The 18048-nt window shown below is 70.1% G+C and carries 15 protein-coding genes and 1 pseudogene; 7 read left to right on the top strand and 9 right to left on the bottom strand.

Annotated elements, in window-relative coordinates; genetic code table 11:
- Nucleotides 1-181: 181 nt before the first annotated feature.
- Both ABZS54_RS13955 and ABZS54_RS13950 read right to left on the bottom strand, forming a co-directional pair.
- Complete coding sequence (locus ABZS54_RS13955) at nt 182-1495, bottom strand: hypothetical protein (RefSeq protein ID WP_355534490.1); 1314 nt, start codon at nt 1493-1495, stop codon at nt 182-184.
- Nucleotides 1495-2322, bottom strand: a complete 828-nt coding sequence (locus tag ABZS54_RS13950) for a ParA family protein (protein ID WP_079026817.1) — start codon at nt 2320-2322, stop codon at nt 1495-1497. Before ABZS54_RS13950 ends, ABZS54_RS13955 begins: the two co-directional genes overlap by 1 nt.
- 2815 nt (nt 2323-5137) lie before the next feature.
- On the opposite strand from ABZS54_RS13950, the gene ABZS54_RS13945 reads away from it, so the two are divergent.
- Both ABZS54_RS13945 and ABZS54_RS13940 read left to right on the top strand, forming a co-directional pair.
- Complete coding sequence (locus ABZS54_RS13945; protein ID WP_355534560.1) at nt 5138-5404, top strand: hypothetical protein; 267 nt, start codon at nt 5138-5140, stop codon at nt 5402-5404.
- A gap of 4 nt (nt 5405-5408) precedes the next feature.
- Nucleotides 5409-5591, top strand: coding sequence for a hypothetical protein (locus ABZS54_RS13940; RefSeq protein ID WP_355534488.1), 183 nt, complete (start codon nt 5409-5411; stop codon nt 5589-5591).
- Nucleotides 5592-6354: 763 nt separating this feature from the next.
- Here the strand turns inward: ABZS54_RS13940 and rox are convergent.
- The gene (gene rox, locus ABZS54_RS13935; protein ID WP_355534486.1) at nt 6355-7800 is read right to left on the bottom strand and encodes a rifampin monooxygenase; all 1446 of its coding nucleotides are present in this window, start codon (nt 7798-7800) and stop codon (nt 6355-6357) included.
- Between the two features lie 352 nt (nt 7801-8152).
- On the opposite strand from rox, the pseudogene ABZS54_RS13930 reads away from it, so the two are divergent.
- The 4 genes and pseudogenes from ABZS54_RS13930 to ABZS54_RS13915 form a co-directional block, all read left to right on the top strand.
- Nucleotides 8153-8290: pseudogene (locus ABZS54_RS13930) on the top strand (YbhB/YbcL family Raf kinase inhibitor-like protein); the annotation flags it as partial.
- A gap of 582 nt (nt 8291-8872) precedes the next feature.
- Entirely contained in the window at nt 8873-9370 is a 498-nt protein-coding gene (locus ABZS54_RS13925; protein ID WP_355534484.1) for a pyridoxamine 5'-phosphate oxidase family protein, read from the top strand.
- Between the two features lie 161 nt (nt 9371-9531).
- Entirely contained in the window at nt 9532-9939 is a 408-nt protein-coding gene (locus ABZS54_RS13920; protein ID WP_355534556.1) for a YciI family protein, read from the top strand.
- Entirely contained in the window at nt 9936-11081 is a 1146-nt protein-coding gene (locus tag ABZS54_RS13915) for a DUF6596 domain-containing protein (protein ID WP_355534482.1), read from the top strand. The genes ABZS54_RS13920 and ABZS54_RS13915 overlap by 4 nt, the downstream gene beginning before the upstream one ends.
- Before the next feature lie 151 nt (nt 11082-11232).
- Here the strand turns inward: ABZS54_RS13915 and ABZS54_RS13910 are convergent, their stop codons facing one another.
- The 3 genes from ABZS54_RS13910 to ABZS54_RS13900 all read right to left on the bottom strand — a co-directional run bounded on the left by ABZS54_RS13910 (nt 11233) and on the right by ABZS54_RS13900 (nt 14931).
- Nucleotides 11233-11637: a RidA family protein gene (locus tag ABZS54_RS13910; RefSeq protein ID WP_355534554.1), complete on the bottom strand. Its 405-nt coding sequence runs from the start codon at nt 11635-11637 to the stop codon at nt 11233-11235.
- 157 nt (nt 11638-11794) lie between these two features.
- A complete protein-coding gene (locus ABZS54_RS13905; protein WP_355534480.1) occupies nt 11795-12958 on the bottom strand; it encodes an MFS transporter in 1164 nt (387 codons plus the stop codon).
- A 386-nt stretch (nt 12959-13344) separates the two neighbouring features.
- On the bottom strand, nt 13345-14931 hold the full coding sequence (locus ABZS54_RS13900) for an MFS transporter (RefSeq protein WP_355534478.1): 1587 nt from the start codon (nt 14929-14931) through the stop codon (nt 13345-13347).
- Nucleotides 14932-15092: 161 nt separating this feature from the next.
- Between ABZS54_RS13900 and ABZS54_RS13895 the strand changes: the two genes are divergently transcribed.
- A complete protein-coding gene (locus tag ABZS54_RS13895) occupies nt 15093-16070 on the top strand; it encodes an Lrp/AsnC family transcriptional regulator (protein ID WP_355534476.1) in 978 nt (325 codons plus the stop codon).
- Between the two features lie 54 nt (nt 16071-16124).
- Here the strand turns inward: ABZS54_RS13895 and ABZS54_RS13890 are convergent, their stop codons facing one another.
- From ABZS54_RS13890 to ABZS54_RS13880, 3 genes are all read right to left on the bottom strand, one after another.
- The gene (locus ABZS54_RS13890) at nt 16125-16706 is read right to left on the bottom strand and encodes a hypothetical protein (RefSeq protein WP_355534474.1); all 582 of its coding nucleotides are present in this window, start codon (nt 16704-16706) and stop codon (nt 16125-16127) included.
- Nucleotides 16703-17143 carry an RNA polymerase sigma factor gene (locus tag ABZS54_RS13885; RefSeq protein ID WP_355534472.1) on the bottom strand — a complete coding sequence of 147 codons (441 nt, stop codon included), beginning with the start codon at nt 17141-17143 and terminating at the stop codon, nt 16703-16705. The genes ABZS54_RS13890 and ABZS54_RS13885 overlap by 4 nt, the downstream gene beginning before the upstream one ends.
- Nucleotides 17144-17376: 233 nt before the next feature.
- Nucleotides 17377-17919, bottom strand: a complete 543-nt coding sequence (locus ABZS54_RS13880) for a DUF3995 domain-containing protein (protein ID WP_355534470.1) — start codon at nt 17917-17919, stop codon at nt 17377-17379.
- Nucleotides 17920-18048 lie beyond the last annotated feature (129 nt).

Genomic DNA, 18048 nt, shown 5'->3' with positions numbered 1-18048 from the left:
GAAATGTGACTTTCGTTGCCGCTCTGCCGTCGCCGCCATACGCGGGATCCGGGGGTGCCGGTCGGCGTTCTCGGCTGCCGTCTGCGGGAGTTGTCCTACGCGAGACGTTCCGGCGGGTGGCATGAGAGTGCCGCCGACGGGCACGGGGGATTGGGTGTCCTCCGTGCCCGTCGACGGCGGGTCACTGCTGCGGCGAGAAGATCTCCGGGCGGCCGAGGGCGCCCTCTGCGTCGAGGCGTTCGAGGAACAGTTCGACGGCGGCCGAGAACAGGTACACGACCAGACCGCGCTTCTCGGTCGCGGTGAGTTCGGTGTCCAGGTCGCGCGCGAGTTCGTACACGGCCGGACTCACCCGATAGCTGGAGGACTGGCTCGGGTCGGTGATCCCGCCCCTGGCGCGCAGGAACGAGCGGATCATTTCGATCTGCTCGTCGTTGTCCTCCGGGAGTTCGAGCAATGCGGCGTTGAGGTAGTGGCCGAGCGCCAGCCGCCGGTTCTGCGACGAACGCTTGTCGGCGGTGAGCCGCTTGCCCAAGCGTGCCTTGACGTCGGGCAGGAGCCGGAAACCCCAGGTCTCCCAACCCTTGGAGTTTATCCGGGCGTCGAGAAAGCTTTCGAGCAGCGAAGCATGCGCCGAACGCTCCTCGGCGGATCCGGTACCGACCGGAGTCGGTGCGGCCGCCGCCGGAGCGGGGGCGCTGCGTCGCGGTGCGCGGGCGGCCGGGGCCTTGGCGGGTGCGGACGCCTTGGCCGGCTGGGGCGGCTGGGGCGGAGGGGCCCGGACCGGCTCGGGCGCGCGGGGGGTTGGTTCGGCGACGGGGGCCGGAGCCGGAGTTGGAGCCGGGGTTTGGGCTGCTGCGGGCTCGGGCGTGGGCTGGGGTGTCGGTTCGACGGCCAGGACAGGTGCGGTGGGGGCCGGCTCGGGTGTCGGCTCCGGGCGAGCCGCCTCGGGGAGAGGTTCCGGGGTGGGCGGCGCGGTGGCTGTCGGGCCCCGGGTGGGGTCGGCGTGGGCTGCCGACTCGGGCTGCGGGGCCCGGGCGTGAGCCGCCGGTTCGGGGGTCGCCGTCACGGTTGCTTCCGGCGCGGGTTCCGCGGTGGGTTCCGCGATCGTCTCCGGGGTCGGAGTCGGTTCCTGGGCAGGCTGGGACACGGCTGTGGGGGCCTGCGGTGCCTCGACGCGCGGGGTCGCCGCAGCGGTGGCCTCATCGGCGGCGGGTGCGGCCGCCGCGTGGACCGGCTCGGGCTCCGGGGTCGGTGCGGGTGCGGGAGCCGGTACGGTCGGCGCCGCGTTCTTGAACGGCGGTCCCGAGGTCGTACCGCCGGATCCGCTTCCGCCGCCCATCTGTGCCAGAAGCGCCGCCGTCGAATCGGTGCCCGAGTTGAGGAAGCTGCCGTTCATGGCGTCCTGGAGCGCGGCAGCCAGGACCGACGACTGGACGGCGGGGGCCTTTCGCGCTTTGGCCCTGGACTTGGGCGCGGGCTTCTCGTCTGTCATCAGGCTGCCTGCTTCACACGGTCGAACAGTTCGATGGCCAGCTCGGTGTAGGCAACGCTCGCGGCGATGTTCGGTTGCTCTATGCAGACGGGGCGCCCGATTTCGTACGCCTGCGAGATCCGGCTGTCCCGGCGGATCTGCGTCTGGAAGGGGTCGAGGCCGTAGTCGGCGAGTCGCTGCTCGACCTGGTCGTCCTCGCTGGTGCGGCGGGACGGGGCGTTGGCCTTGTTGATGACCGTGCCGATGAAACGCGGCTCGCACTCGCCGAGGGTGCGCTCGGAGGTGGCGGCGGTCAGGCCCTTGATCACCGCGGCGCCCTGGACGGTCGCGTACAGCGGTTCGCACACCGCGACCACGAAGTCGGCGGCGGCGAGGGCGACCGCGGACAGGGCGCTGACGCTGGGCGGGGTGTCGATCAGGATGATCGTCGGGGTCCGCCGGATGGGTTCGAGGATGCGCCGCAGGATCCCGGTGGTGGAGAAGTCCATCCCGGCGATCTTGCGTTCGGCGTCGACCATCGTGCTCTGCACCGAGCCGAAGAGGCTGAGGCTGCCGGTGGTCTCGAAGGACTTGAGCAGCTCGCTGCGGTCGAAGATCATCTCCGGCACGTCGGGCGTCATGCCGTTCAGCTGCGCGTAGAGCGCGAAGCCGACCGAGCGCTGGGGCTGTGGAACGACGCCGAGTGCGACGCCGGCCTGCGCCTGGGGCTCCAGGTCGACCACGAGGGCGTGAAAGCCGTTGATCGCCAGAGCGCTCGCGAGGTTCACCGTCGTCGTCGTCTTCCCGGGACCCCCCTTCTGGCTGGCCACCGCCACTACTGCACCCATCGTGCGTCCTCTCGAAGTAGAGCGACCGACCGCCTGCGGGAGCCGGGTTTCTGCCGGTGGCCTGTCAGAGCCGTCCGCTGCACCTGACAGGGAAGACGACGCACCTCCGGGGTAGCTGCTCGATACTTCCGTCGGAAGCCCGAAAGCGCAACGAACCAGGATCTAGCGGGCAGATCCTTCAAGACGTCCTTGAGGGGTCCGGCCTAAGTTTTGTCTGTCAGGTTAGCAGCGGATTCTCAAAATTCACTGTGACACTCGGAAAACCCACCCGTATGTCCTGGTTAACCCGTTTGGTCGGCCGAATCAGCGCCCCCAACAGACTCTTTTGGCGCACGAATTGGGGATGGAACTCTCGATTTATAGGGCATCGGTTCGACATATCGAGACACGGGCCCAATGGTCGACCCGGGACGAGCATCCGAGGACACCCCGGATGGGCCGGCAACATCACCCCTCCGCACCACCGCCACGAACCCGCAACTCCCCGATCGACACACGAGGGGCACGCGATCGGCACATGATCGGCACGCGGGGACCGGCGATCCGGCGATGCTGCGCGTTGTGACGGGTCGGCCGTCGGCTTGGCCGTCCGCACGTTCGTTTGCCCGCCCACTCGGTCAGCCGGTCGCGTGTTCGCCTGTCCGGGCATCCGTCTGTCGGTCCGTTCGCCCGGAGGCCTGCGCGGTGATCCGGGCGTCCGCCCACCCGCCCGGTGGTGCGCGTGTTCGTACGGTTGGTCCGCGACCGTGTGTGCCATCCGCCCGCCGGTTGCTCGGTGGATCGCTCTGTTGTCCGTGAGAGCCCCACAGCGGCCGTTTGCTTGTCCAGCTGTGCGCTCCGCCCGTTCAGCCTCCACGGCGCCGCAGAGAGACCCGTACAGCCGCAGATCCGCGCGCCGCGAGCTTGTGTGTGTCGGCCGCACGCCGCTACCGAGATTGACCTGATCGTGCGTTGCTTGGACCGTCCGTCGCTCGCGAGCAACGCGGTTCGATCGCGCTGTCGCGCCGGCCGGACGTCGCGCCGGCCGTCCCGTGAGCCGTAGCTCGGTTGCTCGCAAGACCGTCGGATCGGGCCGTACGTAGATAGGCCCGGCCGCAGATTCGGCCATCCAGTGCGTGTCCCGTGGATCGTCCGATCAATCCGCAGATACACCGGGGCAGCCGCCCGCCCGTCGTTCGGCCCGCCCGTCGTTCCGGCCGTACGCCCGCCGCTACCCACGCACAGCGCTTCGCCCGCAGAGCGTTTGAGCCGCCCGACCGCTGCTTCGTCGAGCCGCCCGTTCGGACGTTCATCCATCAATCCGTGCGTCCGAATACAGAGCCGCCCGCAGCTCGATCGATCTGTTGCTCGTTCCGACCGTCCATCCATCCGGACGCCCGGCCAGTCATCCGGTCACCCATCCATCTGTACGCCCGTACATCCCAAGGTCCATCCGAAGATCCGTCCGCCCATCCGCAGACCCATCTGTTCGCCCGTACGTCCATCCAGCCGACCACCCATAGTTCGTTCCACCCACTGTCACGACCGCCCGTCCGCAGATTCATCCGCCCATCCCAACATCGCTCCGCCCACTCATACACAGAGCCATGTGTCCGCCCATAGCTCCGTCCGCAGAGCCGTAGACCCATCCGCACAGCCAGTGTTCCGCCCGGCCGTCGTCCCAGTCAGCCATCCAGCTGCATGCCCGCCCGGACACTGATCCATCCGAAGCAACACCCGCATCAACATCCGTTGGCCCGCCCGTCCGACTGCACGCCCACCCATCAACCCAGCCATCCAGCCATCCATAGGTCCGCCCGCAGATACAGCCGTACATACGCCCGTAGCTTCACCCGCCCGTCCCTACGCCCATCCGCAGGTCCGCACGTTCATTCATACGCCCGCACATACGGCCACACGCCCGCCGCAACAGACGCCCGCACGCCCGCCCGCACAGGCGCCGTTTTAGCGTTGCAAGTCGACGGACTTATTCTGTATCAACAAGCCGAACATGTTGCGTCATAGCTTGCAGTGCATCACGTCGTGCATGTTCGAGAACAGTTTACGCAACAGGACAATGAACAGTTACGTGAACAACTTACCGTGCATTACCTGCTCCAGCATGTGCAACATCTTGCGTTGCACAAGTTGTGAACTTGTGAAACAAGCAGGTCAGAGCCCTAGTCTGTGGGCTCGTCGTCGCGGGGCTCGATGCGGGAAGCGCGTGTCGTCCGTCTTGATCCGGCGAGTCGAATACTCGGGATTTGCGCTGCGAACACGCTACCTAACGGCTCCTCATGGGCAGCAGAATCTGCGCTTGAGGGCTCTCCGGTCCTCCGCACGTGAATCATCTCCAACTTCTGGCAGTGATGAAATTCGCGCTGCCGCATCGGGAGCATCCAGGCACTCTGGATGCACGCTGCCTTGATCTCTCGACGCGATCCTGTCATCCGCACGCCCGAGATCGGTGCACACGCAATCGCCAAGGAAGGTGAAGAGCAGCGAGAACCTCGGTAGCAGGGTCGCCGCAGGGGCTGCCGCAAGGGCCATGCACTCTCAGCGAAGACGAGCACCCTGATCCCAGTGAGTCGCGTCCCGGGATCAACTCCCGGAAGCCGCGCAGCCGCCACGGGCCGCCCTGGTGCATCAAAGGATCGCTCTCTTCCACCCACAGCACTCGAGAATCGGCACGCCGGCCGGCCTCGGTTTCCGCCGCGCAGCTCCGGCACACTCCCCCGCCGAGCGTCGCGCGCCACGAAGGGGCGGAGGTGGAGGACGGCTTCGGCGTCGTTGAGGCCCAGCGGGCGCCGGTGATGTCGAGGCGGTCGGCGATGAGATGACGGCATGCTCCTTCGACCGCGCCGGTGGCGATCGGCCACCCGGCTTCGTGGGCGGCGTCGTAGCCCAGTTGGTCGAGTTGGCCGGTCGGGTAGCGTCGGCAGACCTCGACGGACTCGCTCAGGGGTGTGGGCAGTTGCTTGTGTTCGGCTTGGGCGAGCATGTCGATGGCGGCGCGGGCGGTGAGGGCGGCGTGGCCGGCGAGGATCGTGGTCAGGTGGTCGGCGGCTCAGGCTTCGCCCCGGGCTTCCGGGCCTGGAGATGACGCCGTGGGCGATGACGCCCAGCGGCGGGACGCGGTGAACAGCCCCGGGTCGTCCTCGTCCAGCCATTCCCGCTCGACCAGCCGCTTCAGCTTCGACCGCCTTCCCTCGATCTTCCCGGCCTGGGCGGCCGGCCCGAGCCTGGGCACGATCTGCCTGGCCCGCACGGGCCCGGCGCGTCCGGGATGATCTCCACCATCTTCCGGTGCTCCCGCCGTAACACAGCCACGCCCACTTCCGGCTGCCACTTCGGAATCCGACGCGCCCGGACGACCAACCGCCCGGAGGACCAACTGCATCGTCCTCGAAGTACCCCTCGGTCTCGCCTGCGGACGCACGCGACGTGACGATTCGGCAAGATCGACTCGAGAACCCACCATCGGCAGCCGAGAGACCCCATCTGACCTGCGCATATACCGGAACTCCCGGTTAAGCCGATATCAGTGGTCGGTAGGGTGATCCCCTGCACCTTCCCGTTTCAGCCCCTCAGAACGGCGTACACAGCATCGGCGCAGGTCAGAGCGCCGCCGCAGAGGTGCCATGAGCATGCGAGGCGGACTGCGCTCGGGTAGTCGGCGCTTGAGTTGGCCTCTGAACGTCGTTGTTGGTCCGTTTGCGACTCAAGCCGGGTGACACCTGACCGAGTCTGTTCCCGCCGGACCTGGCTGGGTCGGCAGGGTGGCGCTGACGGGCGGTGCGCTCGGGCCGGCATCGAGCCGGCCATTGACCGTACGCTCGTCGAGGCGCTTTGACCGGGGATGCCGCGATCCGCGCCGGCGGACTTGCCGCCGGCGCCGATCGCATCCGTCGGGCCCGCGGCACCGAGCCACCTCGAAACGCCCAGCAACGCAACGCATCGCGAAGGATCTTGCTGAGACGCACGGAAAAACACCGAGTAGCGCCGAGCCCGGCCGGGGACGGGTTCCGTCCCCTTCGAACTGCACCGGCGTGCTCAGCCGGTGGCAGCGCCGAACCACTCGGGCAGCCGGCTGAGCAGATCCTGCTGGTACTCACCGACCCACACCACATGTCCGTCCGGCCGCAACAGCACGGCGGGCATGTCCAGTTCCTCGGGCACGTCCAAGTCCTCGCCGATGTCGACGACGTGGTCGATCCGATTCGCCCAGCCCTCCACCGAAAGCCGGCCGGTCCGGTCGAGCAGCAGGCCGCGGCCGCCGCGCATCAGCTCGTAGAGACGACCCTGCTTGAGCTGCACGTCCCGCATTCGCCGGCCGAGCAGTTCGTGGCCCTCGCCGAAGTCGTAGCGGACCCCGACCGCGGTGATGAGGCCGGTCACGAACCGGTTCACCTCCTCGAAGTCCATCAGCTTCGAGAACAGCTCCCGCAGCGCGGTCGCTCCCGGATCGGTCCCCAGCAGGGTGATCTGCGCGCGGGTGTTGTCCAGCACACTGGCGCCCACCGGGTGCCGTTCGGTGTGATAGCTGTCCAGCAGGCCCTCCGGTGCCCAGCCGTTGACCGCGGCGGCCAGCTTCCAGCCGAGGTTGAACGCGTCCTGTACGCCGAGGTTGAGCCCCTGCCCGCCGGTCGGCGGGTGGATGTGCGCCGCGTCGCCGGCCAGCAGCACTCGGCCGACCCGGTATCGCTCGGCCTGCCGGGTGGCGTCACCGAACCGGGACAGCCAGCGCGGCGAGTGCACGCCGAAGTCGGTGCCGGCGACGGCCCGTAGTTGCTGCTTGAACTCATCGAGGGTCGGCGCGGTCGCACGGTCCTCGGCCACGCCGTCGGCGGGCACGATGACGCGGTACACCCCGTCCCCGTCGGGGATGACGCCGAACCGCAGGTGGGTCTTCTGCACTTCCGCGACGATGGCTTGGATTTTCGCCGGATCCTCGGTCGCCTCCATGTCACCCAGCAGCGTCTCGACCGTGGCGGGCTCGCCGGGGAAACCGACGCCGAGCTGCTTGCGCACCGCACTGCGGGCGCCGTCGCACCCGACGAGGTAGCGCGAGCGTAGGTGTGTGCCGTCCGCCAACTCGACGGTCACCGCGTCCTCGTCCTGGCTCAGCCCGACCACTTCGCAGCCGCGCCGGATCTCGACACCGAGTTCGAGGGCATGGTCGTTGAGAAGCTGCTCGGTGGCCGGCTGCGAGATGGCGAGGCCGTACGGGTGCGCCGTGTCCAACCGGTCCGGCCACGGCTTGACGACACCGCCGAAGAGACCGCCGACCTGGAACTTTTCACCGACCGCGAGGAACCGGTCCAGCAGGCCGCGCTGGTCCATCAGCTCGACGCTGCGCGTGTGCAGGCCGCGCCCGCGGGACTGCCCGGTCGGCTCGGTCAACCTCTCCAGCACGACCACATGCACACCCGCCAGTCGCAACTCGCCGGCCAGCATCAAGCCGGTCGGTCCGCCGCCGACCACGATTACGTCAATCATCAAAACGCCCATTCAACGAGATTGGATTTCGGCCGACTGCTTAGGGCAGTCGGCGGCAGGTACACCCGCACCTGCGCGCCGAATCCCTGCAACCGCACCCGCGAGTCCCATCGGCGGTGCGACGTTCGCCGCGCAATTCACCCGTCGACAACGACGCGCGAGCTTCACGAATCTTGTCATATCCGCAGGTCCTGGCCTTGAACGAGCATTCTGAAGCACGACCGGGGCCTTGCCGCAAGGCCCCCGGTGCGCTATATGTTGAGACAGGCAAGGAGTGGGAACTCCTTGCCTTTGTCTTTTGTCGCCCGCGCGCCGGCGACCCGGTACGAGGTCTTCCGCCGACCGGAATTCGATGGACGCGCCCGTGTCCGGGGCCGCTTACGTCGGTGCCGCGCCGCCGGCGGGCAGGCACCGCTACTACATCGCCGTCCACGCGCTCGACCTCCCGTGCGTGACCGCCCTCGGCATCACCCCGGAGTCCACGCCGGCAGCCCCGGCTTCACGGGGCGATGTCCGACGCCACGACGCCACGACGCCACGACGGCACGACTTCACGGAGCCGAACGGGGGCCGAGGCGTGCCGGTTCACATGCACAGCCGCCTCGACCTCTGCAGCACCGGTCCGTGAGCGGATCGGCTTGCACGCGGGCGGGCGCTCGCTTGGTGGCGCGGGTGGGTGCCCTGGGGCGGTGACGGCCGGAAGCAGGTTTTGGAAATCGGCACGCTTTCGGATGTCGAGAAGGTGGCGCCGGCTCCGTCCCGGGGACACCAGCGGCCACGACGGGCCGCGGGACGAAGGAGAACCACATTGATCGAACGGACGGAGCACGTGGGCATCGACCGCATCGTCGCCGGCCCGCGAGCCCGCGGCTCGCCGACCGGAGCGATCCGACTCGCGTTTCGCGTGGATCCTCTGGCGGCAGGTCGGTGCGGCGCTCCACGGCGGCCGCATGGTTACTCGAACCGGCCGCCGGAAACGATGAGTCCACTTCCCGCCATCGCACACCACTCGCGTGCGCAAGCCCGAGGGGGCGCCGGGCGGACCAGGAAAACGACAACGAGAGGAACAACCGTGCAACCCAACGAGATCACCGAGATTCTGAACCGACCGATCAGCCGGGAACTGTTGGCCCGTGACCTGACCCGCCTGGCCTACGTCGCCAAGGACGGCACCCCCCGCAATGTCCCGATCGCGTTCACCTGGAACGGTTCGCAGATCGTCATGTGCACTACGAAGAACGCCCCGAAGCTCCCGGGCCTGCGCAAGAACCCCACGGTTGCCCTGACGATCGACACCGAGGCGCACCCGCCCAAGATCCTGCTCATTCGAGGTCGGGCCGAGTTGGACGTCGTCGACGGCATCCCGGACGAGTATCTCCGGATGAACGGCACCTACGAGATGACGCCCGAGCAACGGGTGCACTGGGAGGCGGAGGTGCGTTCCCTCTACGACGGCATGGTCCGGATCGTCGTGACCCCGACGTGGGCGAAGCTGATCGACTTCGAGACGACTCTGCCGAGCGCGGTCGAGGAGCTGGTTCGGCAGCGGGAGGAGCGCCGACGCGCTTGAGTGCCGCGCGGTCGCCCGCGCCGGGCGGATCGGCGGTGCGGCGTGCGCGGAGTTTTCGAAATCCGCCAAGATGCGTTGCGGTGGGATGTCGAGAATCCGCCTGCGGCTTCGTCCCCCGAGTGAACGCGGCCACCGGGCCGTACCGCCCCAAGGAGAACATGATGGCCAAGTATCTGCTGCTCAAGCACTACCGGGGCGCGCCGGCATCGGTCAACGACGTGGCGATGGACCAGTGGACGCCGGAGGAGATTTCGGCCCACGTTCAGTACATGCGTGACTTCGCCGCTCGGCTGGAGGACACCGGCGAGTTCGTGGACAGTCAGGCGCTCTCCCCGGAGGGCACGTTCGTCCGCTACGACGGCGAGGGGCGGCCGCCGGTCACCGACGGCCCGTTCGCGGAGACCAAGGATCTGATCGCCGGCTGGATGGTGATCGACGTCGAGACCCACGAGCGGGCGCTCGAACTGGCCGGCGAGTTGTCGGCGGCTCCGGGTGCGGGCGGGAAGCCGATCCACGAGTGGCTTGAGGTACGCCCGTTCTACGGCGAGCAGCCCACGGTCACGGAGTGAACGAGTCGCTGCTCCGGGAGCTGGTGCCCGCAGTCATCGGGATCCTCGTCCGACGCGGAGCCGACTTCGCGGCGGCCGAGGATGCCGTGCAGGACGCCCTGGTCGAGGCCGTGCGGGTGTGGCCGGACGGTCCGCCGCGGGACCCCAAGGGCTGGCTGGTCACCGTGGCCTGGCGCAAGTTCCTCGACGCCGCCCGCGCCGACACCTCGCGACGGCACCGCGAGGTACGCGTCGAGGGCGAGCCCGAGTCCGGCCCGGCCGAGGTGGTGGACGACACGCTCCGGCTGTACTTCCTGTGTGCGCACCCGTCCTTGACACCGGCCTCGGCCGTCGCGCTCACGCTGCGCGCGGTAGGCGGCCTGACCACGCGGCAGATCGCGCAGGCATACCTGGTGCCGGAGGCGACCATGGCGCAGCGGATCAGCCGGGCCAAGCGCACCGTTTCGGGCGTCCGGTTCCACCAACCCGGTGGCGTCGCCACGGTGCTGCGCGTGCTCTACCTGGTCTTCAACGAGGGCTACTCCGGCGACGTCGACCTCGCCGCCGAGGCGATCCGGCTCACTCGTCAACTGGCGGCCAAGACCCACCACGAGGAGGTCGCGGGCCTGCTCGCGCTCATGCTGCTCCACCACGCACGGCGCCCGGCACGGACCGGTCCCGACGGCAGCCTCGTGCCTCTCGCCGAGCAGGACCGCAGTCTGTGGAACACCCGCCTGATCGCCGAGGGCGTCGATGTGCTTCGGACCGCCCTCGCCTGCGACCGCCTGGGCGAGTTCCAGGCTCAGGCCGCCATCGCCGCGCTCCACGCCGACGCCCGAACGGTCGAGGAGACCGACTGGGTGCAGATCGTCGAGTGGTACGACGAACTGGTGCGCCTCACCGGCAGCCCGGTGGCCCGGCTCAACCGGGCCGTCGCGGTCGGCGAGGCCGACGGGCCACGGGCCGGCCTGGCCGCCCTGGCGGTGCTCGACCCCGCACTGCCCCGCCGCACCGCTGTCGCGGCCTACCTCCACGAGCGTGACGGCGACCCGGTGACTGCGGCACGCCTCTACGCCGAAGCCGCCCGATCGGCGCCCAGCCTCCCCGAACGCGACCACCTCACGCGACAGGCCGCACGGCTCAACTCACAGCTGCGCAACTGAGCGGTGGGCCGCAGGCATTCACCGAGACGCGATGGGACTCGGAGCGCACCTTCGGCCTGATGGTCAGGGCGTGGCGCGTGGTCCGAGACCAGGGCCTCGGACCACGCGTGAGGGGTGGTCGGTGAGTCCAATTGGACTCGTTGGGACGCGGTTATGGGCGAACCGCAATTGCGTCGACCTCGAAGAGCATGTCGGGGAGGGCCAAGGCGGCGACGCCGAGGAGGGTTTGGGCCGGCGGCTGGTTGCCCCAGATGCGGTTGATCACCGCGAGGAGGGCTTCGAGCTTGGTGTGGTCGTGATCCACGATGTATGTGCCGAGGCGGGCCACGTCCTGGAAGCCCAGGCCGGCTGCGGCGAGGGCGGTGCCCAGATTGGCGAAGGAGCGTTCGACCTGGGCTGCGAAGTCCGACGAGTCGACGGCGCCGGTCGGGTTGGAGCCGTACTGGCCGGCGATGACGACCAGGTCGGGGCTGGGTGCGTCGACGACGTGGCTGTAGCCGAAGGTCACCGGGTTGTGCAGCTCGGCCGGGTTGGTGATGGTGATGGAACGGCTCATGGTCGGGTTCTCCTTGGTGCGGTTGCCGGCGGGCTTGCCGGTGCGGGTATCGGTGCCGTGGTGGATGCTGTTTTGGGTGCCGCTGGGGGTGTGGTCGTGGGTCACGCTGTCGATCCGGGGTGGCCGGTTCGGCCGGGGTGGCCGGTTCGGTGGCTGGTCATCGGCCGGTGGGCGGGCGTCGGGCGGCAATTGCGGTCAGGGCGGTGAGGAACACGAGTGCGGCGCCCAGCCATGGGGCGGCGGCGGTGGCGATGCCGTCCACCGCCAGTGCCCCGAGGAGGGCGCCGAGGGCGATGGACAGGTTGAAAACCGCTACGAACAGGGACGTTGCCGCCTCGGTGGCCTGTGGCGCGGCGGTGAGCATCCAGGTCTGCAGGCTTACCGGTACGCCGCCGTAGGCCAGGCCCCACACGATCAGCAGGGTGATGCCGGCGGCCGGAACGTCGTGCAGGAGGGCGAGCAGGGTCAGCACCGTGGTCAGCGCGGCCGTGATGGTGAGCAGGGTGCGTCGTGCCTCCCGCGAGGCCCGGGCGCCCGCCGCGAAGTTGCCGGCGACACCGGCCACGCCGTAGCCGAGGAGCAGAACGCCGATCAGACCTTCGTCGACACCGGATACGTTCCGCAGGATGGGCCGGACGAAGGTGTATGCGACGAAGTGGCCGGTGATCAGCAGGAACGTGAGCGCCAGGCCGATTCGTACCCCGCGGTTGTCGCGACCGAGTCGGGACAGGTCGCGGAAGGTCATCGGGCGGGCCGAGGGTGAGGCGGGCAGCGGGGGCAGCAGGAATACCAGCACCACCAGCGCGATCAGGCCCAGGCCGCCGACGGCCGCGAATGCGGTGCGCCAGCCGGTGAGTTCACCCATGAAGGTGCCTGCCGGTACGCCCAATACGGACGCCGTCGAGACGCCGCCGAAGACGACGGCGGTGGCCCGGGCGACCTGAGCCGGTGGCACCAGGCGCAGGGCCAAGCCGCCCGCGATCGCCCAGAATCCGCCGACGCCCACGCCGACCAGTACGCGGGCTCCCAGGACCACCGCGAAGTTCGGCGCGACGGCGCAGGACAGGTTCGCGATGCCGACGAGGGCGATCAGGGCGGCGAGCAGTACCCGGCGATCCAGCCTGCCGGCGGAAACGGCGATCACCGGGGCGGCGAACGCGGCGACGATTCCGGGCGCGGTGACCATCAGGCCGGCGGTGCCCTCGGAGACGTCGAGCGTGCTTCCGACGGGCGTCAGGAGGCCCACGGGCAGCAGTTCGGACGTCATGAGGGAGAAGATCCCGAGCGCGACGGCGCCTACGGCGAGCCAGGCCCGGAGCATCGAGGGAGGTTCCGGGGATGGTGGCGAGGCCGGCGGTGGGGGTGATGGGGGCGGCGGCGAGAGCGGTGGAGGTTGTGGCTCGGGAGGGGTTCGGAGTTGGGGCCGGGGCTCAGGTTGGAGCTGGGGCTGAGACGCGGGCCGGGACGAGGATTGGAATCGGGTCCCGGGGTGGGGGGCTCGCTTATTCACGATATTTGATATCCAGAATCGATGGTGAGGGTCCCTCGATGAGAGGCGTGCGGCGGGGTGGGGTATATGCCCGACGACCCGCGGGAGCCGGTCTGGTGGGCGTCCGCCGTAGGTTTATTCTGGACTTCTAATATCCAGAATGCAACCCCGTCGGTAGCTGGACCGCTGATTCGAAAACGGCCCGGCCGGCGACCGGGTCAGTGCACGTTGCCGGTGGCTTCCGCCGGGCCGATCGGGGCGCGGCGGCGGGTGGTCATCGCCCAGGCGGCCGGCGCGGTCGCGGCGAGCAGGGCTGCGGCCGTCGCCAGTGCGTGCTGCGCGCTCAGTCCCGCGGCCTGTCCGGAGCTGTCGCCGGTCAGGTAGACGCCGCCGACGATGGCGACGCCGAGTGTGCCGCCGAGTTGCTGGACGGCGTTGAGGAGCCCCGCCGCCGAGCCGGTCTCCTGCGGCGAGACGTGGCGCAGCGCGGCGGTGAAGAACGGCGCGGTGAACAGGCCCACGCCGAGGCCGGCCAAGGCGAGGGCGAACGGCAGGCCGAGAGGGTAGTCGTCGGCGGGCGTGGCCCGGTAGGCCAGGGCCGCGGTGGCGATGCCGGCGGCGAGGGTGGCGATGCCGGCGTGCAGGACACGGGTGCCGTAGCGGGGGACGAGGTGGCTGCCGGCGGCCCAGGAGGCGACGGCCAGGCCGGCGGACCACGGCAGCAGGGTGAGGCCGGCGGTGAGCGGGCCGTTGCCCAGGCCCAGTTCCAGGTGCAGCACCACGGTGATCATGACGCCGTTCATGACGGCGAAGAACAGGGTGGAGGTGGCCAGCGCGGCGGGGAAGGCGCGACCGTGCAGCAGGGACGGCTCGATCAGCGGGATGCGGCCGGCGGCGGCTGCGCGGCGCTGGTGGGCGGTGAACACGATCAGGACGAGTGCGCCGAGCGCGGCGGCGGCCCATGCGCCGGCACTCGGTGCGCCGGTGCCGGCGGTGAGTGGGCACACCAGCAGCGCGGTGCCGATCATGGCCAGGGCGGTGCCGGTCGGGTCGAGGCGGGGGCGTACCGGGGCACGGTCCTCGCGCAGCAGTGGGGCGATGGCCAGGACGGCGGCGGCGAGAGGCAGGTTGACCAGGAACACCGCGCGCCAGGAGGTGCCGAACAGGTCGGCGTGCGTGAGCACGCCGCCAAGGACCGGGCCGAGGACCGCGGACAGGCCCATGACCGGGCCGATGGTGCCCAGTGCCTTGGGCAGTTCGTCGCCGTCGAACATGGCGCGGATCAGTCCGAACGTCTGAGGGATGATCAGGGCGGCGGCGGCACCTTGCGCCGCGCGCATGCCGATGAGGACGCCGGCGGTGGGGGCGAGTGCGCAGGCCAGTGAAGTGAGGGCGAACGCGGTGACGCCGATTCGGAAGATCCGGCGGCGGCCGGCGATGTCGCCGAGACGGGCGGCGGTGAGCAGGCCGAGGGCGAAGGCGAGGGTGTAGGCGGCGCTGTACCAGGGGATCGCGGCGGCGGGACCGCCGAGGTCGGTGTGGATGACGGGGCCGGCGACCTGGACGATCGTGGCGTCGAGGAGGTTCATCGCCTCGGCGGTGAGCAGCGCGATCAAGGCGGTCCACCGCCGGCGATACGCGACGGGGGCCGGTCGGTCGGGCGGCGCGGCCGGGGCGTCGTGGGCGGTGCGGGTGGCGGCGCCGGTTGTGTCGGTGGGTTCGGTGGAGTGCGCGGTGGGCTCGGTGGAGTGCCTGGCGGGGTGCTTGGCAGGCTCGGTGGAGTGCTGGGTGGGATGCTCGGTCATGGGGCCCCCCGTGAGTCGTCCGGTGCGTGGATCCGCGGTCTGCCGGTCTGCCGTCCCGGTGTTCCGCTTGAGCACCACCCTGGTCCGGCCTTCACGTCTGGTTCCACTTTCGGCGGTCGAACCGATGATTACTTCCATAGGGGTCGGCTATTTTGGGGGATATGCTCGAACTAGACGATCTCGACCGTGGCCTGATCCACGCCCTCCACGTGGACGCGCGCGCCCCGTTCACCCTCATCGCCGAGGTCCTCGGCTCCTCGACCCAGACCGTGGTGCGCCGCTACCGCCGCCTGCACGCCGAAGGCGGCCTGCGCGTGGTCGCCCTGCCGACCCCGTGCAGCACCCGCGCGCATCAGTGGTTCGTCCGCCTGACCGCCGCCACCCGCACCGCGCACGACATCGCGGTCGCGTTGGCCCGCCGCCCCGACACCTCGTGGGTCCGGCTGACCTCCGGCGGCACCGAGATCGTCGCGATCATCGAAACCGCGCCCAGCGGCCCGGACGCCCACTCCCTCCTGCTGCGTGACATCCCCCGCACCGCCGGCATCACCGCGGTCTCCGCGCACTACCTGTTGCACACCTACCTGGGCGGGCTCACCGCGTGGCGCGGCCGGGTCGGCGCGCTCACCCCCGAACAGGAGGCCCGGCTGCGCGCCCACGACGTGCCGGTCGCCGACGTCGAGGGCGACGACCCGTACCCGCTCACCGACGCCGACCTGCGCCTGCTGGCGGTGCTGCGTGAGGACGCCCGGGCCGGTTACGCGGACCTGGCCGCCGCGACCGGCTCCACGCCCTCCACGGTCACTCGCCGGTTGACCCAACTGCGTTCACGCGGCGCGCTGTTCTTCGACATCGACATCGAACCCGCCTTCCTCGGCGCCACCGTGTCCGCGCTGTTGTGGATGCAGGTCGCCCCCAGCCGCCTCGACGAGGTCGCCACCGTATTGGCCGGCCACGAGGAACTCGCCGTCGTGGCCGCCACCACCGGTCCCACCAACCTGGTCGCCCACGCCCTGTGTCGCGACGCGGAGGCCCTGCACCACTACCTGATTCGCCGCGTCGCCTTGGATGCGATCACCCGTATCGAGACCGCACCGGTCCTGCGCACCTACAAGGCCGCCGCCACGCTGCGCGGCTGACGACCCGCCGCCGGCGCCGGGAGCGGAGCTCGCGGCGAGCCGGGGGTAGCCGGCTCAGCCGTCGCCGACCACCGCGTGCAATCGAGCCAGGGCCAGGCGTAGTTCGCGTCCGGCGCCGACCGGCACGATGGCGGCTCGACCCGGTACCCGGACGCCGCCGGTGAGGGCGACCCGGGTCGTGTCGTGCTCGGCGACCGCGGCCATGCCGATGATCACGAACCGGCTCTGCAGCCAGCACCAGCCCGGGCGCAGGATGCCGTCGAAGCGGGCCCGCATGCCGTAGCGGCTGCGCGCGTATGCCTCGACGCGATCGCCGTCGCGCCGGGACACCCGGATGCGGCGCATGTCCGGCTGGAACCGGCCGAAGCCGTGCTCCAGGTCGCCCATCACCGCCCAGACGTCGGCGAACGGCGCGGGCACCACGCCCTCGACGACACGAGCACCCGGGATGCCGGCGGTCAGCGCACGCAGGCGGGCCACCGCGTCGACGCGAACGGGATCCACGCCGGGGGGTTCGAGGCGAATGGGTTCGGTGCCGGCGGGTTCGAGCCGAATGGGTTCGGTGCCGGGGGGATCGACGAGTACGGGTTCTGCATCGCCCGGTCCGATGTTGCCGGAGTCGAGTGGCTCCGTCATGCCGTCCACATCCTTCGGAATCCCGCCCGGGCGCGATGCAGCCGGGACTTGACGGTGCCTTCGGGGACGCCGAGCAGGTCGGCGGCGGTTTGTTCGTCCAGGCCCTCGACGTCGCGCAGGACCAGTACGGCGCGGTGCTCGGGCGACAGCCTGGCCAGTACGTCGTCGATGTCGGCGGCCAGCTGCGGGTCGCCGGGCGCGGGCAGTTCGGTCGATTCGACCGGGGTGTCGCGTCCCGCCCGGCGGGCGATCCGAATCGCCTCGCGCACCGCGATCGCACGGACCCAGCCGTACAGCGCCTCCGGTTCCTCGAGGTTGCGCAGCGCGCGGAAGACCACGACCAGCGTTTCCTGTACCGCGTCCTGACGGGCGTCCAGGGCGATCGGACCGCAGATGGTGGCGACGTAGGGGATCAGGTGATCGAGCAGGTCGCTCATCGCGAGGGTGTCGCCACGATGGGCGGCGCGGGCGAGGGCGATGCCACGCGTACGGCGGTCGGCGGCCCGGTTCTCGGCCCGGCCTTCGGCGCGGTTCTCGGTCCCCCGATCGATCCCGTGCTCGGCTCGGCCACCGATTCCGTCTTCGACTCGGCCTTGGCTTCGGTCGTCGGTTCGGTCGCGGCTTCGCTCTTCGGTTCGGTCTTCGGTTCGGCGATCCGGCACGGTGGTGATCATCTCCCGGCGACCGGGGTCCGGGGCGGTCGGCTCGACGTCCGGCGGAATCCGGTCAGGGCGAGTCGTGCGGCCGCGTAGCCGAATGCCATGCAAACCGGCGTGTAGAGGGCGAGGTTGAGGCGATGGAACGTACTGCCCGGGTCGGTCCCGATGCCCACCGCCCAGACCACGCCCGCCGTGCTCCGGATCGCGAGTCCGGCGGCGACCGCCGCGGTGATCAGCGCGCTCACCCGGCCGCCTCGACCGCGGCTGTGCGCGAATACGCCGACGGCGCCCGTGCCGAGCAGCGCGCAGAGCGGCAGCAGAGTGCGCGGGGTGAACGGAACGTCGGCGTTGAGCAGTCCCTGTGAGAGTGCCTCGGTGCTGCCGGCGGGCCAGGTCGAGCCGGTCGCCCAGAGCGCGTGAAGGAGGGCATCGGCGGTGAGCAGCGCGGCGACCGCCGTACCGGCGCGTCTTCCGGCGGCGGTGGGCGTGCCGGTGGTCGGTCGGGCCGTTGTGCTGGGTTCGGTGGCTCCGGCGGTTCCGCTGGTGATGTGCACGGCACGGTCCCTTCTCGGGGCTGACGAGGTGTCAGCCGGTCGTCGGGAAGAGGGCACCGGACCGGGAAAGGTTCCGTGTGACGCCGGGCACACCGCAGGATGCCCATCCGCAAGGCCCTCACGGTCCTG

Source organism: Embleya sp. NPDC005575, assembly GCF_040605455.1.
Classification (GTDB): Bacteria; Actinomycetota; Actinomycetes; order Streptomycetales; family Streptomycetaceae; genus Embleya.
The sequence above is the reverse complement of the archived record's forward strand: the minus strand, read 5'-3'. Positions and strand labels throughout refer to the sequence as shown.

What these genes read in the sequence shown, in the direction of transcription:
- ABZS54_RS13885 (WP_355534472.1), bottom strand. Translation starts at nt 17,143, where the DNA reads ATGAGCGACCTGCTCGATCACCTGATCCCCTACGTCGCCACCATCTGC.
- ABZS54_RS13910 (WP_355534554.1), bottom strand. Translation starts at nt 11,637, where the DNA reads ATGAGCCGTTCCATCACCATCACCAACCCGGCCGAGCTGCACAACCCG.
- ABZS54_RS13920 (WP_355534556.1), top strand. Translation starts at nt 9,532, where the DNA reads ATGGCCAAGTATCTGCTGCTCAAGCACTACCGGGGCGCGCCGGCATCG.
- rox (WP_355534486.1), bottom strand. Translation starts at nt 7,800, where the DNA reads ATGATTGACGTAATCGTGGTCGGCGGCGGACCGACCGGCTTGATGCTG.
- ABZS54_RS13905 (WP_355534480.1), bottom strand. Translation starts at nt 12,958, where the DNA reads ATGCTCCGGGCCTGGCTCGCCGTAGGCGCCGTCGCGCTCGGGATCTTC.
- ABZS54_RS13890 (WP_355534474.1), bottom strand. Translation starts at nt 16,706, where the DNA reads ATGACGGAGCCACTCGACTCCGGCAACATCGGACCGGGCGATGCAGAA.
- ABZS54_RS13900 (WP_355534478.1), bottom strand. Translation starts at nt 14,931, where the DNA reads ATGACCGAGCATCCCACCCAGCACTCCACCGAGCCTGCCAAGCACCCC.
- ABZS54_RS13945 (WP_355534560.1), top strand. Translation starts at nt 5,138, where the DNA reads ATGACGGCATGCTCCTTCGACCGCGCCGGTGGCGATCGGCCACCCGGC.
- ABZS54_RS13955 (WP_355534490.1), bottom strand. Translation starts at nt 1,495, where the DNA reads ATGACAGACGAGAAGCCCGCGCCCAAGTCCAGGGCCAAAGCGCGAAAG.
- ABZS54_RS13950 (WP_079026817.1), bottom strand. Translation starts at nt 2,322, where the DNA reads ATGGGTGCAGTAGTGGCGGTGGCCAGCCAGAAGGGGGGTCCCGGGAAG.
- ABZS54_RS13895 (WP_355534476.1), top strand. Translation starts at nt 15,093, where the DNA reads ATGCTCGAACTAGACGATCTCGACCGTGGCCTGATCCACGCCCTCCAC.